This window comes from Amycolatopsis melonis (assembly GCF_040064235.1).
Lineage (GTDB): Bacteria > Actinomycetota > Actinomycetes > Mycobacteriales > Pseudonocardiaceae > Amycolatopsis > Amycolatopsis melonis.
Map to the genome: position 1 here is coordinate 34,008 of NZ_JBDZYD010000012.1, position 15,885 is coordinate 49,892.

At 72.0% G+C, this 15,885-nt stretch carries 13 protein-coding genes and 1 riboswitch; of the genes, 7 read left to right on the forward strand and 6 right to left on the reverse strand.

Going from position 1 to position 15,885, the window contains the following annotated elements; genetic code table 11:
- Positions 1 to 39 precede the first annotated feature (39 nt).
- The 4 genes from ABJI51_RS29900 to ABJI51_RS29915 all read left to right on the forward strand — a co-directional run bounded on the left by ABJI51_RS29900 (position 40) and on the right by ABJI51_RS29915 (position 7,132).
- A complete protein-coding gene (locus tag ABJI51_RS29900; RefSeq protein WP_348954385.1) occupies positions 40 to 618 on the forward strand; it encodes a MerR family transcriptional regulator in 579 nt (192 codons plus the stop codon).
- A gap of 42 nt (positions 619 to 660) precedes the next feature.
- A riboswitch (glycine riboswitch) is annotated at positions 661 to 759 on the forward strand.
- Positions 760 to 1,060: 301 nt separating this feature from the next.
- Entirely contained in the window at positions 1,061 to 3,946 is a 2,886-nt protein-coding gene (gene gcvP, locus ABJI51_RS29905) for an aminomethyl-transferring glycine dehydrogenase (RefSeq protein WP_348954386.1), read from the forward strand.
- Between the two features lie 82 nt (positions 3,947 to 4,028).
- On the forward strand, positions 4,029 to 4,961 hold the full coding sequence (locus tag ABJI51_RS29910; RefSeq protein WP_348954387.1) for an NAD-dependent epimerase/dehydratase family protein: 933 nt from the start codon (positions 4,029 to 4,031) through the stop codon (positions 4,959 to 4,961).
- The gene (locus ABJI51_RS29915) at positions 4,958 to 7,132 is read left to right on the forward strand and encodes a glycosyltransferase family 2 protein (protein ID WP_348954388.1); all 2,175 of its coding nucleotides are present in this window, start codon (positions 4,958 to 4,960) and stop codon (positions 7,130 to 7,132) included. Before ABJI51_RS29910 ends, ABJI51_RS29915 begins: the two co-directional genes overlap by 4 nt.
- On the opposite strand, the gene ABJI51_RS29920 is transcribed toward ABJI51_RS29915, so the two are convergent.
- Positions 7,062 to 7,553, reverse strand: a complete 492-nt coding sequence (locus tag ABJI51_RS29920; RefSeq protein WP_348954389.1) for a GtrA family protein — start codon at positions 7,551 to 7,553, stop codon at positions 7,062 to 7,064. The two genes, ABJI51_RS29915 and ABJI51_RS29920, sit on opposite strands and share 71 nt — an antisense overlap.
- A gap of 138 nt (positions 7,554 to 7,691) precedes the next feature.
- On the opposite strand from ABJI51_RS29920, the gene ABJI51_RS29925 reads away from it, so the two are divergent.
- Entirely contained in the window at positions 7,692 to 8,846 is a 1,155-nt protein-coding gene (locus ABJI51_RS29925) for an NAD-dependent epimerase/dehydratase family protein (RefSeq protein ID WP_348954390.1), read from the forward strand.
- A gap of 39 nt (positions 8,847 to 8,885) precedes the next feature.
- Here ABJI51_RS29925 and ABJI51_RS29930 read toward each other — a convergent pair whose 3' ends face one another.
- On the reverse strand, positions 8,886 to 9,245 hold the full coding sequence (locus tag ABJI51_RS29930; RefSeq protein ID WP_348954391.1) for a nuclear transport factor 2 family protein: 360 nt from the start codon (positions 9,243 to 9,245) through the stop codon (positions 8,886 to 8,888).
- A gap of 168 nt (positions 9,246 to 9,413) precedes the next feature.
- Here ABJI51_RS29930 and ABJI51_RS29935 point away from each other — a divergent pair, with 168 nt between their 5' ends.
- Positions 9,414 to 10,208: a helix-turn-helix domain-containing protein gene (locus tag ABJI51_RS29935; protein ID WP_348954656.1), complete on the forward strand. Its 795-nt coding sequence runs from the start codon at positions 9,414 to 9,416 to the stop codon at positions 10,206 to 10,208.
- A 40-nt stretch (positions 10,209 to 10,248) separates the two neighbouring features.
- A complete protein-coding gene (locus tag ABJI51_RS29940; protein ID WP_348954392.1) occupies positions 10,249 to 11,022 on the forward strand; it encodes an aldo/keto reductase in 774 nt (257 codons plus the stop codon).
- A 117-nt stretch (positions 11,023 to 11,139) separates the two neighbouring features.
- On the opposite strand, the gene ABJI51_RS29945 is transcribed toward ABJI51_RS29940, so the two are convergent.
- From ABJI51_RS29945 to ABJI51_RS29960, 4 genes are all read right to left on the reverse strand, one after another.
- Positions 11,140 to 12,504: a hypothetical protein gene (locus ABJI51_RS29945; protein WP_348954393.1), complete on the reverse strand. Its 1,365-nt coding sequence runs from the start codon at positions 12,502 to 12,504 to the stop codon at positions 11,140 to 11,142.
- Positions 12,505 to 12,620: 116 nt separating this feature from the next.
- The gene (locus tag ABJI51_RS29950; RefSeq protein ID WP_348954394.1) at positions 12,621 to 13,502 is read right to left on the reverse strand and encodes a 3-methyladenine DNA glycosylase; all 882 of its coding nucleotides are present in this window, start codon (positions 13,500 to 13,502) and stop codon (positions 12,621 to 12,623) included.
- Positions 13,499 to 14,542 (reverse strand): hemolysin family protein, encoded by a 1,044-nt coding sequence (locus tag ABJI51_RS29955; RefSeq protein ID WP_348954395.1) that lies wholly within the window; start codon positions 14,540 to 14,542, stop codon positions 13,499 to 13,501. Before ABJI51_RS29955 ends, ABJI51_RS29950 begins: the two co-directional genes overlap by 4 nt.
- Entirely contained in the window at positions 14,539 to 15,870 is a 1,332-nt protein-coding gene (locus tag ABJI51_RS29960; RefSeq protein WP_348954396.1) for a hemolysin family protein, read from the reverse strand. The genes ABJI51_RS29955 and ABJI51_RS29960 overlap by 4 nt, the downstream gene beginning before the upstream one ends.
- Positions 15,871 to 15,885: the final 15 nt, after the last annotated feature.

Consider the following 15,885-nt stretch of genomic DNA (forward strand, 5'->3'; position numbering starts at 1 on the left):
TCATTCGCCGGCCGTCAGGTCGGGCGAGGGGAGGCTTGCGTGGTCGAGGCTGGTTCCGAGAAGCAGCCTGTCGAGGTCGCGACTGGTGAGCAGGGCGAACTGTTCCCCGACAACTCGCTGCCCGACGAGCTGGTGGGCTACCGCGGCCCGGCCGCGTGCCAGATCGCCGGGATCACCTACCGTCAGCTCGACTACTGGGCCCGGACGAAGCTGGTCGCGCCGAGCATCCGCACCGCACACGGCTCCGGTTCGCAGCGGCTCTACTCCTTCAAGGACATCCTCGTCCTCAAGGTCGTCAAGCGCCTGCTCGACACCGGGGTCTCCCTGCAGAACATCCGGGTCGCGGTCGACCACCTCCGCCTCCGCGGCGTCCGCGACCTCGCGCGCGTGACACTGTTCTCCGACGGCACCACCGTCTACGAGTGCACGTCCCCGGAGGAGATCGTCGACCTGCTCCAGGGCGGCCAGGGCGTCTTCGGCATCGCGGTCAGCGGAGCCATGCAGGAAATCAGCGGCACCATCCACGAGTTCCCGGCCGAACGCGCCGACGGCGGCATCGTCGAGACGCACGAACCGGACGAACTCACCCAGCGCCGCAACGCCCGCCGGACCGGGTGATCAACGCCCGGGCGGACCGGGTAAGGTCGTCGGTGCGGTCGACGAATCCGCGCGGGAGAGTCCGAGCCTCACCTTGAGCTCGGCGCCGAAGGAGCAAGTCCTCCCCGGAACCTCTCAGGCACCCTGGACCGCGCGGACGAGACGCCTCTGGAAAGCGGGTCGTCAGGACACAGCCTGATGGCCCCGCCGACGGTGCAAGCCCGGCTCAACCTGCGGGCGAAACTCTCAGGCGCCCCTCGGGGTCAGACAGAGCGGGGAGGACTACCTCCGGGGTTGGGGGAGCTGTGCTCGCGGAGAGCGCTCGCCCTCGCCCCTCCGGTGTGTCCTGTGGGGTGCAACCCCCACGCCCCGCCCGGCGGGCTCCGCCCCCGGACCCCCGGCCTCGGTCGCCTTTCGTTCTACAGTCGCCTTGGGTGGACACTGCCGTTCGGAGGAGGCCATCGTGGAGCCGTCACTCGCCTCGCTGGAACAGGGCCTTCCCTTTGCCGACCGGCACATCGGGCCCGGCCCCGCCGAACTCCGGCGCATCCTCGACGTCATCGGCGTCGCCTCCCTCGACGACCTCGCCGAGCAGGCCGTCCCGCCGTCGTTGCGGGCGTCCGCCGAACCCCTCGACCTGCCGCCGGCCGCCACCGAAGCCCAGGCGCTGGCCGAACTGCGGTCACTGGCCGCGCGGAACCGGCCCGGTGCCGCCATGATCGGGCTCGGCTACCACGACACCGTCACCCCGCCCGTCATCCGGCGCAACGTGCTCGAGAACCCGGCCTGGTACACCGCCTACACCCCCTACCAGCCCGAAATCTCCCAGGGGCGGCTCGAAGCCCTGCTCAACTTCCAGACCATGATCGCCGACCTCACCGCGCTGCCGGTCGCCAACGCCTCCCTGCTCGACGAGGCCACCGCGGCCGCCGAGGCGATGACCCTCGTGCGCCGGGCCGGGAAGTCGGCGTCGGACCGCTTCGTCGTCGACGAGGACACCCTGCCGCAGACCCTCGCCGTCCTGCGGACCCGCGCCGAGCCGCTGGGCATCGAAATCGTCGTCGAAGACCTCTCCCAGGGGCTGACCGGGCTCGGCCTCGGCGGCGACTTCTTCGGCCTGCTGCTGTCGTACCCTGGCGCGTCCGGCGCGGTCCGCGAACTCGACCGCACCATCGCCGACGCCAAGAAACACGGCGCCGCCGTGGTCGTCGCCGCCGACCCCCTCGCGCTGACCCTGCTGCGGCCGCCCGGCGAACTCGGCGCCGACGTCGCCGTCGGCTCGACGCAGCGGTTCGGCGTCCCGCTCGGCTTCGGCGGCCCGCACGCCGCCTACCTCGCGGTGCGGAAAGGCCTGGAACGGCAGCTGCCCGGCCGCCTGGTCGGCGTGGCGAAGGACGCCGACGGCGCCCCCGCCTACCGGCTCGCCCTCCAGACCCGCGAGCAGCACATCCGCCGCGAGAAGGCGACGTCGAACATCTGCACGGCGCAGGTCCTGCTCGCGGTGCTGGCGTCGATGTACGTGGTGTACCACGGCCCCGAGGGACTGCGCTCGATTGCGCTGCGCGCCCACCGGATGGCCACCGTGCTGGCCGCCGGCCTCACCGAGGGCGGCGTCGACGTCGTGCACGGCGAGTTCTTCGACACCGTCGTCGCCGCGGTACCCGGCCGGGCCGACGCCGTCGTCGCGGCGGCGCGGGACCTCGGTGTCCTGCTGCGCCGGATCGACGGCGACCACGTCGGCATCGCCTGCGACGAAACCACCACCCGCGACCGGCTTGCGCTGGTGTGGAAGGCGTTCGGCGTCTCGGTGTCCGATGTGGACGGACTGGACGCGGACACCGCGGACGCGCTCCCGGCGCCACTGCGGCGCACGAGCGGCTACCTGACGCACCCGGTGTTCCACGCGCACCGGTCGGAAACGGCGATGCTGCGCTACCTGCGGCGGCTCGCCGACGCCGACGTCGCCCTCGACCGCAGCATGATCCCGCTCGGCTCGTGCACCATGAAGCTCAACGCCACCGCGGAAATGGAGCCGGTCACCTGGCCGGAGTTCGCCGGGCTGCACCCGTTCGCGCCTGCCGAGGACGCCGCCGGCCTCCTCGAAGTCGTCGCCGACCTGAGCGCGTGGCTGGCCCGGATCACCGGCTACGACGCGGTTTCCCTGCAGCCCAACGCCGGTAGCCAGGGCGAGTTCGCGGGCCTGCTCGCCATCCGCGCCTACCACCGCTCCCGCGGCGAGCACGCCCGCGACGTCTGCCTGATCCCGGCGAGCGCGCACGGCACGAACGCGGCGAGCGCGGTGATGGCGGGCCTGCGCGTGGTCGTCGTCCGCTGCGACGACGACGGCAACATCGACCTCGCGCACCTGAAGTCCACTGTGGACGACCATCGCGGCGACCTTGCCGCGATCATGCTCACCTACCCGTCGACGCACGGGGTCTACGAGGACACCGTCGGCGAGGTCTGCGCGGCGGTGCACGACGCGGGCGGCCAGGTGTACGTCGACGGCGCCAACCTGAACGCGCTGATCGGCGTCGCGCAGTTCGGCCGGTTCGGCGCCGACGTCTCGCACCTGAACCTGCACAAGACGTTCTGTATCCCGCACGGCGGAGGCGGTCCCGGCGTCGGCCCGATCGGGGTGCGCGCGCACCTGGCGCCGTTCCTGCCGAACCATCCGCTGCAGCCGGCCGCCGGGCCGGCCACCGGCGTCGGCCCGGTCAGCGCGGCGCCGTGGGGCAGCGCGTCGATCCTGCCGATCTCGTGGGCGTACCTCCGGATGATGGGTGCCGGCGGCCTGCGCCGCGCGACGCTCGTCGCGGTGGCCGCCGCGAACTACGTCGCCCGGCGGCTCGGTGACCACTATCCGGTGCTGTACGCGGGCCGCGGGGGTTTCGTGGCCCACGAGTGCATCCTCGACCTGCGCCAGATCACAAAGGAAACCGGCGTCACGGTCGACGACGTGGCGAAACGCCTGGCGGACTACGGCCTGCACGCGCCGACGATGTCGTTCCCCGTCGCGGGCACGCTCATGGTCGAGCCGACCGAAAGCGAGGACCTGGCGGAGCTGGACCGCTTCTGCGACGCGATGATCGCGATCCGCGCCGAGATCGACCGCGTCGCGGCGGGGGAGTGGCCGCTGGCGGAGTCGCCGCTGCGCCAGGCGCCCCACACGGCACGCTGCGTGGCGGGCGAGTGGAACCGGCCGTACAGCCGCGAAACGGCCGTCTTCCCGGCGGGCATCGGCGCGCCGAAGATCTGGCCGCCGGTCCGCCGCATCGACGGCGCCGCCGGCGACCGCAACCTGGTCTGCTCGTGCCCGCCCCCGGAGAGCTTCGCCGAAGTGCGCTGAAGGGCACCTTCCGTGCATGTGACGCAGGGAAGGTGCCCTTCAGCTCTGCGTACCCACAGGAACGCCGGGTAGGTTGACGCGCATGGCGAGGACGCAGGGTCCTGATCGGACGTCCGTGGTCGTGACCGGTGGCAGCGGGTTCATCGGCCGGGCCCTCGTGCGCGGCTTCCGCGACCGGGGTGTCCCGGTCACCGTCGTCGACCGGCTGCCCTTCCCGGACGGCGGCGCGGGCGTCCGCGTGGTGACCGGCGACCTCCGCGAGGCGGCCGTCCGGGAGGAGGCCGTCACCCCGGAGACGGCGGGCATCGTGCACCTCGCCGCGCTCACCTCGGTACTGCGCTCGGTCGAGCTGCCCGAGGACACCTTCGCCGACAACGTGCTCGTCACCCAGGAGCTGCTGGAACTCGCGCGGCGCCACGCCGTGCCGAAGTTCCTGCTCGCCTCGACCAACGCGGTGATCGGCAACGTCGGCACCGCGACCATCACCCCGGACCTCCCGCTGCGGCCGCTGACGCCCTACGGCGCGACCAAGGCGGCGTGCGAAATGCTGCTCTCGGGTTACGCCGGCGCGTACGGCCTGACGGCGTGTGCGTTGCGGTTCACCAACGTCTACGGTCCGGGAATGTCCCACAAGGACAGTTTCGTGCCGCGCATGATGCGTGCGGCGCTCGGCGGAACCGGGGTGAAGATCTACGGCGATGGACGGCAGCGCCGCGACCTCGTGCACGTCGACGACGTCGTCCGCGCCGTCCTGCTGGCGTGGGACAGCGGCTACTCCGGCCCGGCCATCGTCGGTGCCGGGCGGTCGGTGTCGGTGCTGGAGATGGTCGAAGCGGTGCGCGAGGTGACCGGCGCCGAGCTGCCGGTCGAGCACGTCGAAGCCCCCGCGGGGGAGATGCCCGCGGTGGTCGTCGACGTCTCGGGCAGCGCGGAGACGATCGGGTACCGGCCGTCGGTCTCGCTTACCGACGGGCTGGCGACGGCGTGGAAGTACTTCTCCGGCCTGACGACGTGACGGCATTTCTCCGGCGGCACTGGCTGCTGCTCCTGCTCCTCGTCCCGGCCATCACCCTCCGGGTGCTGACCTGGCTGGCCTACCGCCCGGCACTGCTGTTCATCGACTCGTTCCGCTACCTCGACAACCTGCACGCCCTGCGCGCCGACCAGCTCAACCCGATCGGCTACGACCTCGTCCTGCGGCCGCTGCTGGCCGTCGGCGGGCTCGCCTGGGTCGCGGCCGTGCAGCACGCGGGCGGCATCCTGATCGCGATCGGGATGTACGCGCTGGTCCTGCGTTTCGGCGGCCGCCCGTGGGTCGGCGCGCTCGCCGCCGCACCGGTCCTGCTCGACGCCTACCAGCTGCAGATCGAGCAGAACATCATGTCGGAGGTGACGTTCGAGGCCGTGCTCCTCGGGCTTCTGTGGCTGCTGCTCGGCCGGGGCGCCCCCGGCTGGAAACGCGCCGGGGCCGCGGGCCTGCTGCTCGGCTTCGGCGTGCTGACCCGGCTCATCGGCATCTCGCTGGCCTTGCCGCTGCTGGTGTTCCTGGCCGCCGCCGGGGGCGAGTGGCGTCAGTGGGCGGGCTGGCGCCGGGCCGGGATCGGCCTGCTGGGCCTGCTCGCCGTGCTCGTGCCCTACTCCGCGCGGGTGCACGCCGAGACCGGCAAGTGGGGGCTGACCGGGCCGTCGGGGAACATGCCCTACGGCCGCACCGCCGCCGTCGCCGACTGCGCGAATCTCCACCTTGCTCCCACCCTGCAGGTGTTCTGCCCGGCCGAACCCCGCGAGACGCGGCTGGTGGACAACTACACCCACGCCGACCTCGATCCGAACTGGCCGGGCCCGCTGCCGCCGGGCGCCGACAAGGCGGCACTCGCCCGCGAGTTCGCGATCGCCGTGCTGAAGGCCCAGCCCGATGACGTCGCCGAGGCGGTGCTGGACGACTTCGCCAAGAGCTTCGCCTGGACCCGTGAACAGGACCCGGCCGACGTCCCGCTGGACCGGTGGCAGTTCCAGCTGTCCTACCCGCAGTGGGCCGACCAGTCGCTGATCGACCTGGTGACGCTGCAGAACGACGGCGTCACGGCGAGCGTGAACCAGCCACTGGCGAAGATCCTGCGCGACTACCAGCTCGGCGGCGGATACGTCCCGGGCGCGGTGCTCGGCATCGGCGCGCTGCTGGGGCTGCTGACGGTGGTCCGCCGCAAGCGGCCCCTCGACCCCGCCCGGGCGGGTGCGCTGCTGGCGGCGTCGAGCGGGCTGCTCCTGCTGTTCGCCTCGGCGGTGTTCGAGTTCTCCTGGCGCTACCAGCTTCCCGCGCTCGTCCTGCTGCCGGTGGCCGGGGCGCTCGGCTTCACGACGCTGACCTCGGCCAGCCGCAAACGCCTCGCCGCGTTCCCGGACGACGTCGACACCGGCGCCCTCGACGACTTCCGCCGCCGTCACCCGGACGCCAGGTTCGCCCCGCTGACCGTCGTCATCGCGGCCTACAACGAAGCCGGCGGGATCGGCGAAGTGCTGGAGAAGATGCCGGACACCTGCCTCGGCATGCCGGTGGACGTCCTCGTCGTCGTCGACGGTGGCACCGACGACACGGCCGCCATCGCCGGATCGCACGGCGCGTACGTCTGCGTCGCGCCGCGCAACCGCGGCCAGGGCGCGGCGCTGCGCCTGGGCTACCACCTCGCGGCCGAGTGCGGCGCCGAGTACGTCGTCACGACCGACGCCGACGGCCAGTACGACAACAGCGAGCTGGAAGCGCTGGTCAGCCCGGTCGTCGACGGCTCGGCCGACTTCGTCACCGGTTCCCGGCGGCTGGGGCACGAGGAGGCCGACAGCCGCGTCCGGTGGCTCGGCGTGCGGGTGTTCGCCGTGCTCGCGTCGATCCTCACCGCGCGGCGGATCACCGACACGTCGTTCGGCTTCCGGGCGATGCGGGCGGAGCTGGCCTGCTCGGTCCCGCTGCACGAGCCGCAGTACCAGTCCTCGGAGCTGCTGCTCGGCGTCACCGCGCGCGGCGCCCGGGTGCTCGAGCTGCCGATGAGCATGCGCCTGCGGAAGGCGGGCAAGAGCAAGAAGGGCGGCAGCCTGGTCTACGGCGCCAACTACGCCCGTGTCATGACCGGGACGTGGTGGCGGGGGTACGTGCTGCGCCGCGGGCGAACACGAGCCGGTCGAGCAGGGTGAACTTGACGGCGAACACCACCGCGTAGCTCGCGACGTAGGCGCCGTCGACGAGCACGACCCACCAGAAGTGCGGCAGGTCCGCGCGGGCCAGCAGCGCGCCCGCCAGCGTCGTCAGGCCGATGGAGACCAGCCCGCCGAACCCGATGACGGCGAGGTAGGGCAGCAGCTCGCGGCGGACCAGCGGCCGCCCGGTCCGGCCCCACACCCAGCGGCGGGTGACCAGGAAGTTCAGCACCGCCCCGGCAGCCCAGGCCAGCGTGCTCGCCACGGCCGGGACACCGCCGGCGGCAAGGACGGCCAGCAGGACGACCTGGCTGAGGACGGTGGCGGCGACCGACGTCGCGGCGGCCCGGGCCAGCCGCGCCCAGCCGCGGCTTTCGTCCGTTGTGCGAGGCCGCACGCCGTTGGTTACGGTCGTCATGGCCTCCATCCTCCCCGTGGGCCGGCCGCGCCGCCGTCCGGCCCCTGCACGCATAGGAGATTCACAGGTCCTTGCCAGGTCTTCATCAGTGGGTGATCGATAGCGTCGGGGGCGTAAACGATCAGGAAAGGCGGCACAATGCGGGTGCTGGTTCTCGGCGGTGACGGATATCTGGGCTGGCCGACCGCGCTGCACTTGTCGGACAAGGGTCACGAAGTGGCCGTTCTCGACAATTTCGCCCGGCGCGGTCACGACGCGGAACTCGGTGTCGAAAGCCTGGTCCCGATCGAATCCCTCGCCGATCGCATCACCGCGTGGAAGGAGGTCTCCGGGCAGACGATCACCAGCTACGAAGGCGATCTTCTCGACGCCGAGTTCCTGTACGAGGCGGTGCGGGACTTCGGGCCGGACGCCGTCGTCCACTACGCCGAACAGCGGTCGGCGCCGTATTCCATGATCGACCGCGAACACGCCGTGTACACCCAGCACAACAATGTGGTCGGGACATTGAACCTGCTGTATGCGATCGCCGAGATCGACCCGGCGATCCATCTGGTCAAACTGGGCACGATGGGCGAATACGGCACGCCGAACATCGACATCGAAGAAGGCTGGCTCCAGCTGGAGCACAACGGACGTTCGGACCGCGTGCTGTTCCCGAAACGGCCAGGTTCCTTCTACCACCTGACCAAGGTCCACGATTCCCACAACATCGAGTTCACCTGCCGCGCCTGGGGGCTGCGCGCCACGGACCTCAACCAGGGCGTCGTGTACGGCCAGCAGACGCCGCAGACGGCGCTGGACCCGCGGCTGGCGACCCGGTTCGACTACGACGCGGTGTTCGGCACGGTGCTGAACCGGTTCGTCATCCAGGCGGTGCTGGGCCAGCCGCTGACCGTCTACGGCAAGGGCACGCAGACCCGCGGCCTGATCGACATCCGCGACACGGTGGAGTGCATCCGCCTCGCCGTCGAGCACCCGGCCGAGCCGGGCGAGTTCCGCGTGTTCAACCAGATGACCGAAAGCCTGCCGGTGGCGGGCATCGCCGAGCTCGTCGCCGACTGCTTTCCGGGGCCGGTGCAGATCGAGCACCTGGAGAACCCGCGCACCGAGGCGCCGGAGCACTACTACAACGTCAAGCACACCGGGCTGGTCGAGCTGGGGCTGCGGCCGCACCTGCTGTCGGACACGCTGATCGAGTCGATGTTCGACATCGTGGGCGCCAACAAGCACCGGGTGAACCCGGAGAAGCTCCGCCCGGCGGTCCGCTGGCGCGGCGCGCTCAAGAGCTGACGGGGGTGTGGCTCCCGCGGGAGCCCCACCCCGGGCCGGTCAGCCGGGGAGCTTGTCGAGGAAGCCGTGCACCTTGGCGATCTTCCCGTCCGCCAGCTCGACGACGTCGAAGCCGATGGCGACCGGCTCGGCGCCCGGCGTGCCCAGGTGCCAGTGGAAGCGGGCCAGGTGGTGGTGGGCGTCGGGCTCGGCGGGCAGGCTGAAGGCCAGGCCGCCGAACTGCGCCTGCGCCCCGGCGACGAACCGGTCGATCCCGTCGTGCCCGGTGACGTCGCCGAGGGGATCGGTGTAGCGGGCGTCTTCGGTGAAGACGTCGGCGACCAGCGCCCGGCGCTTGTCCGCGTCGGTCTCGTTCCACACGGCGAGGTACTGCTCCACGACGGTACGGACGTCGGTCACGGCTGGGTCCTTTCGTTGGGGGACAACGGGTTTCGTCGTCCGGTGCTGGGACCCACCCTGACGGTGCGGCGGCGGACCGTCGATTACGCGGGAGGTAATGCCCCGGCATTACCCCGGAAGTAATGGCAGCCGCCCGGTGATCGCCGTAGCGTCAGCCGGGTGACGACCATGGTGCAGGCGCGGCAGCGGCCGGTCGGGGAGCTGCTGCGGGAATGGCGCGACCGGCGCCGGATCAGCCAGCTCGACCTGGCGATCTCGGCGGACATCTCCACCCGCCACCTCAGTTTCGTCGAGACCGGCCGGTCGAAGCCCAGCCGGGACATGGTGCTGCGCCTCGGCGAGCACCTCGACGTGCCCCTGCGGGAGCGCAACCGGCTGCTGCTCGCCGCCGGATACGCCCCCGCCTACACCGAGAACGCGCTGGCCGACCCCGAGATGTCCGCGGTGCGCCAGGCGGTCCGGCAGCTGCTCGCGAGCCACGAGCCGTACCCGGCTGCCGTCGTCGACCGGAACTGGGACCTCGTCGACGCCAACGCCAGCGTCGGGTTGTTCGTCGCCGGGGTCGCGCCCGAGCTGACCACCAACGTGCTGCGCGCGACCCTGCACCCGGAAGGGATGGCGCCGCACATCCGGAACCTGGGGGAGTGGCGGGCCCACCTGCTCGGCAGGCTGCGACGGCAGGTGAGCCAGACCGCGGACGCCGGTCTCGCCGAGCTGCTGGAGGAGCTGCGCGGCTACCCCTGCGACCAGCCGGTGCCCGAGGTCGAGGTGCCGGGACCGGGGGACATCTTCGTGCCGCTGCGGTTCCGCCACGAGGGCACCGACCTGACGTTCTTCAGCACGGTCGCGACGTTCGGCACCCCGCTGGACGTCACGGTGGCGGAACTGGTGATCGAGTCGTTCTTCCCCGCCGACCCGGCGACGGCCGCATACCTGCGCGAGCGGGCCGCGCGAGTGGGATGATGGGGTTCCGCGCAGCATCCGAAGTGAGGATCACCGGTTGATGGCCGTCCCGCCTTCGCTCGCCCTGTCCGACGGAGTCCGCATCCCCCAGCTGCTGTTCGGTGTCGCGGGCCTGTCCGCGGCCGAGACCGGCCGGGCCGTCCGCATCGCCCTCGACACCGGCTACCGCGGTTTCGACGTGCCACCGGGAGCCGAGGCGGCGGTGAGCGCGGCACTCGGCGCGGTGCCCAGGGACGAGCTGTTCCTCAGCGTGCACGTACCCGCGCAGGGCTACGACGCCGCCCGCCGCGCGGCCGACCAGGCACTGGCGGCGCTGCAGGTGGACCGCGCCGACCTGGTGCTGCTGGACGGCACGAAAGGCGCCTTCACCGACACGTGGCGGGCGCTGGCCCGCCTGCGCGCCGACGGCCGGGCCCGCGCACTCGGCGTGGCGGGCTTCGGCGTCGCCGAACTGCGCCGGCTGATCGACGCCACCGGTGCGGCGCCCGCGGTCAACCAGGTGGAGCTGCACCCGTGGCTGCAGCAGCTGCCGCTGCGGGAGTTCCACACCAAGCACGGCATCGTGACGGCCGCGACGAGCCCGGCGGCGAACGCGGGCCTGCTGGCCGACGAGACGGTGACGGCGCTCGCGGCCAAGTACGGCAAGACCCCGGCCCAGATCGTGCTGCGCTGGCACGTGCAGGACGGCACGGTCGCCGTCACGGCCCCGCCGACCACGACGAGGATCCGCGAGCACTTCGGGATCTTCGACTTCGAGCTGGCCGACGACGACCTCGCCGGGGTGGCCGAGCTGGACAACGGCACCCGCGTCTAGGGTCCTGCGACAGCCTCGCGACGCCTTCGGGTGGCTCCCGGACGACGTGAATGACTCATTCCTGTCGTCCGACGACAGGAATGAGTCATTCACTACATCGCAGCGGGGCGCCCGCGTCTAGGCGGCCTTGATGCCCGCGGCGGCGAAGTCGGCCTGCTGGGCGGGCTGCTCCAGGTACTCGCGGAAGGTCTGGGCGGCCCGCAGCGCGGTGTCGTCGATGCCCGGCCCGGCCAGCCCGATGAACGGGTAGTCCGCCGAGCGCGCGGTCGCGACCGACTGGGCGGGCGCGCCGATCATCTCCGGCTTCTTCGTGGTCAGCTCGCTGACCCAGTACGACGATTCGGGCAGCCACCCGGCGGGCAGCCCGCCGATCGAGTCGAGGCTGGCCCGGCCGACGAGCGCGTCGAGCACCTGCGACGACGCCTTGGCCTCGATGGTGACGTGCACGCACTGGCCGTGGACGACGGTCGCGGCCTGGTTCCACCGGTCGGCGGCGACGGTGAGCGGCTTCTGCACACTCGGGGTGACGACGATCCGCATCTGCGTGGTGCCGCTCTGGCAGGCACTGGCCTGCGCCTCGGCCCGGCTGTTCAGCTCGTTGTCGGCCCAGTTCCAGCCGACGACACCGAGCCCGATGAGGACGGCGAGCACGAGACAGGCGATCGGCCAGGTGGCAATCCGCCGTCGCGGAGCCTTCTTGCCGACGATCCGGTGCGACCCGGTGGCCTCGCCCTTCCCGACGACGCGGTGGGAGCCGGTGCCCTCGCTGCGACGCTGCGGCCCGGTGGTTTCGGTACGCGCGGCGCGCTTGGGCCCGGTGGATTCGCCGCGGGTGGTCTTGCCGCGCCCGGTGGTCCGGCGGGAACCGGTGTCTTCGGTGCGGTCGAGGGTGCGCAGCGAGCCGGAGGAATCGTCGGCCCGGGTGATCACCTCGGTCCGCTCGGCGGCGGCTTCGGCAGCGGGAGCCCGGCCACGACGACGGCGACCGCCTGGGGCGGGCTCATTCGGCTCGGCGGTGACGGGGTAGGCGCCGGAGGTTTCGCCTCGGCGGCCGGTCGGATACGAGCCGGACGGAGTGCCACGGCCCGCGGCCGGGTACGCCGCGCCCGGCTCGCCGACGGTCTCGACGGGGTAGGCCCCGGAGGCCTCACCCCGGCGACCGGCGGGGTACGCGCCGGAAGCGGGCGTGCGCCGCGTGGTGATCGGGTAGTCGCCCGAAGCCTCGCTGCGGCCCGCGACCGGGTACGACCCCGACTGCTCGCCGCGGCGGGGGATGCGGGAGGAGCCGGTTGCGCGGCCCGCGATGCCGAACGCGTCGGAGATGGAGCTGCGCCCCGGGGTGCGGAAGGCACCCGGGCGCCCGGCCGGAGCTGCGCCGTCGCCGCGGGGGGAACCGGGGTGCGGACGGCCCTCGGCGGGGACGTTCGGCGTGCGGTCCTGAGGGTGCGGCACCGGCTCCTCGTCCCGGTAGTGTCGCCCCATCGTCATCCTTTCGCGGGTCTGCGCACGTCAAGCACGCGCTGCGATGCAATCAAACCGTTATCACCCTAACAGGTGAGTATCGGAGAGAGAATAATCTGACTCACAGTTGCTTGTGTTCAGGGTGCTGCGCTGACCAGGCGATGGCAGTGCGCAATCAGGCGATGACGCAACGGCGCCGCCCGCCGCGCGAACCCGCCTTGGGCGCGTGCGTATTCCGCCCGCCCGGCCGCCGTCTCGATCGGCACCGGCGGGTAGCCGAACGCCGTCAGGTCGTACGGGCTCGCCCGCATGTCCAGCGTCCGGATCTCGACCGCCAGCTCGAAACAGTCCGCGACGAGCTCCGCCGGTACGAACGGGTCGAGCTTGTACGCCCATTTGAACAGGTCCATGTTCGCGTGCAGGCACCCGGGCTGCTCCAGGGCGATCTGCGTCTCACGCGTCGGCGTCAGCTCGTTGCGCGGCCGCGCGTCCGGGGTGAAGAACCGGAACGCGTCGAAGTGCCCGCAGCGGATGTCGAGCGACTCCACGACCGCGTCGGTGCCCGCCGACCCCAGCCGCAGCGGCACCTGGTTGTGCCGCACCGAATCCGCCGGCTCGCGGTAGACCATCGCCCACTCGTGCAGCCCGAAGCAGCTCAGCCGCGGCGCGCGGGACGCCGTCGCCGTCAGCAGGGACAGGACGAACCCGGCCGTCCGTACCTTTCCCTCGCCGATGCTCGCGGGATCCAGCAGGACGCCGTCCGGGGTCGAGACGTATCCCTTGCGGTCCAGGAAACGCCGTGCCGCGGGCCCGGCGAGCGCGACGCCGGGCCCGGGCTGCCACCGCTCCAGGTGCGAGGGCCGGAACGAGTAGTACGTGAACAGGAAGTCCAGCACCGGGTGCTTCTCGCCCCGCGCCCGGCGCTGCTGGTGCGGGACCGTCCACCGCCGCATCCGCTCGACGTGCGCGGCCTCGCGGGCCAGCCAGTCGGGCTCGGCGAGCACCTCGGTACCGGTCATGCGCCCACGTGGGTGCCGTCGCGCACGGTGCCGACGTACTCCTCGACCAGGTCTTCGAGCGCGACGACGCCGACGGCCTTCCCCGCCGCGTCGAGGGCCCGCGCCAGGTGGCTGCGTTCCTTGCGCATGGCCGAAAGCGCGACGTCGAGCCGGGCGTCGGCACGCAGCTCGGTGAGCGGCCGGGTCTTCGACGGCGGCACGATCGTCGCCGGGTCCTGCCCGGCGAGGTCGAGGACGTCCTTGACGTGGATGTAGCCGGTCAGCCGCCCGTCGTCGGTGCACACCGGGAACCGCGAGAACCCGGTCGAGGACACCGCGCGCTCGACGTCGCCCAGCGTCGGCCCGCACGGCAGCGTGGTCAGCTCGGCCGTGGGCACCAGCACGTCGGCGACGGTCTTCTGCACCGACGACAGCGTCTGGGCCAGGCGCCGGTGCTCGGACTGGTCGAGCAGGCCCTCCCGGCGCGACTCGCTGAGCAGCTCGGCCAGCTCGTCGGAGGTGTAGGCCGTCTCCAGCTCGTCCTTCGGCTCGACGCGGAACGCGCGCAGCAGCGAGTTGGCCACGAAGTTCAGCAGCCAGATGAACGGGTTGGCCAGCTTCACCCACGCCACGTGCACCGGCACCAGCCACAGCGCGAGCCGCTCCGGCTCGGCGATGGCGAGGTTCTTCGGCACCATCTCGCCGATCAGCACGTGCAGCACGGTGATGAAGGCCAGCGCGATGGCGAACGAGATCGGGTGCAGCAGCGCCTCGGGCAGGCCCAGCAGGTCGAAGCCCGCCGACAGCCGGTGCGCGATGGCCGGCTCGCCGAGACGTCCGAGCAGCAGCGAGCAGATCGTGATGCCCAGCTGCGCGCCCGCGAGCATCAGCGACACGTGCCTGCTGGCGTTGATGACGATCTTCGCGCGGGTCTTCCCCTGCTCCAGCAGCGCTTCCAGGCGGTCGCGCCGCGAGGAGATCAGCGTGAACTCCGCGCCGACGAAGAAGGCGTTGGCCAGCAGCAGGACCACGACGAGGGCGATGTTCAGCCAGTCGGTCACGAGGTCACCTCGGCTTCGGCGTGGACCGGGGCGACCTCGACCTCGGCGATCCGGCGCTTGTCCATCGTGGTCACGGTGAGCCGCCAGCCGTCGACCTCGGTGGCGTCGCCCTCGGCCGGGATCCGGCCCAGCCGCTCGAGGATCAGCCCGGCGATGGTCTCGTAGTCGCCGTCGGGCATCCGGAACCCGGTGACGTCGGTGACCTCGTCGGCGCGCAGCTGCCCGGACACCAGCCAGCTGTCCGTGCCGACCTGCTGCGACGCCGGCGCTTCCCGTTCGTCGTGCTCGTCGCGGACGTCGCCGATGATCTCCTCGACGACGTCCTCCAGGGTCACCAGCCCGGCCGTGCCGCCGTACTCGTCGACGACGATGGCCAGCTGGAACCGCGAGTCGCGCAGGCGGTTGAGCAGGTCGTCGCCGGGCAGCGACTCGGGCACCGTCGGCACCGGCCGCATGACCGAGCCGATCGGCACCGACGCCCGGTCGGCGGCGGGCACGGCGAAGGCCTGCTTGACGTGCACGGCGCCGCGGACGTCGTCGAGGTCCTCGGCGTGCACGGGGAAGCGGGAGAACCCGGTGCGGCGCGAGATGTCGATCAGGTCCGCGACCGTGTCGTCGACGGCGAGGGACTCCAGCTGCACGCGCGGGGTCATGAGTTCCTCGGCGGTGCGCTCGCCGAACCGCAGGGAGCGGTCGAGCAGCTCCGCGGTGGACGTGTCGAGCGTGCCGCTTTCGGCGCTGGACCGCACGATCGAGCCCAGCTCCTGCGGCGAGCGGGCCGAGCGCAGTTCCTCCTGCGGCTCGACGCCGAACTTGCGGACCAGGAAGTTCGCGCTGTTGTTCATCAGCGTGATGAGCCAGCGGAACAGCGCCGAGAACCGCGAGTGGTAGCCGGCGACCGCGCGCGCGGTCGGCAGCGGCCGGGCGATCGCGAGGTTCTTCGGCACCATCTCGCCGAGGATCATCGACAGCGAGGTGGCCAGTACCAGCGCGAGCACGATCGACGCGCCACCGGCGAACCCCGCGGGCAGCCCGAGCAGCGTCAGCAGCGGCCGGACGAGCTCGCCGATCAGCGGCTCGGCGAGGTACCCGGTGACCAGCGTGGTCAGGGTGATCGCGACCTGGGCGCCGGAGAGCTGGAACGACAGCGTCCGGTGCGCCTTCTGGACGGTCAGCGCGCGGCGGTCGCCGACCTGGCGGACGTTGGCCTCGACGGTGCTGCGTTCGAGCGCGGTGAGCGAGAACTCGGCGGCGACGGCGAGGCCGGTGCCGACGGTCAGCAGCACGAAGAGGAGGACGCCGAGCACGGCGAAGAGGATCTGGATCATTCCGCACCCGCCCGG

Bases quoted from the DNA above. Each gene is read 5' to 3' on its own strand.
- ABJI51_RS29910 (WP_348954387.1), top strand. From the start codon at position 4,029: ATGGCGAGGACGCAGGGTCCTGATCGGACGTCCGTGGTCGTGACCGGT.
- ABJI51_RS29920 (WP_348954389.1), bottom strand. From the start codon at position 7,553: ATGACGACCGTAACCAACGGCGTGCGGCCTCGCACAACGGACGAAAGC.
- ABJI51_RS29925 (WP_348954390.1), top strand. From the start codon at position 7,692: ATGCGGGTGCTGGTTCTCGGCGGTGACGGATATCTGGGCTGGCCGACC.
- ABJI51_RS29935 (WP_348954656.1), top strand. From the start codon at position 9,414: ATGGTGCAGGCGCGGCAGCGGCCGGTCGGGGAGCTGCTGCGGGAATGG.
- ABJI51_RS29940 (WP_348954392.1), top strand. From the start codon at position 10,249: ATGGCCGTCCCGCCTTCGCTCGCCCTGTCCGACGGAGTCCGCATCCCC.
- ABJI51_RS29945 (WP_348954393.1), bottom strand. From the start codon at position 12,504: ATGGGGCGACACTACCGGGACGAGGAGCCGGTGCCGCACCCTCAGGAC.
- ABJI51_RS29950 (WP_348954394.1), bottom strand. From the start codon at position 13,502: ATGACCGGTACCGAGGTGCTCGCCGAGCCCGACTGGCTGGCCCGCGAG.
- ABJI51_RS29960 (WP_348954396.1), bottom strand. From the start codon at position 15,870: ATGATCCAGATCCTCTTCGCCGTGCTCGGCGTCCTCCTCTTCGTGCTG.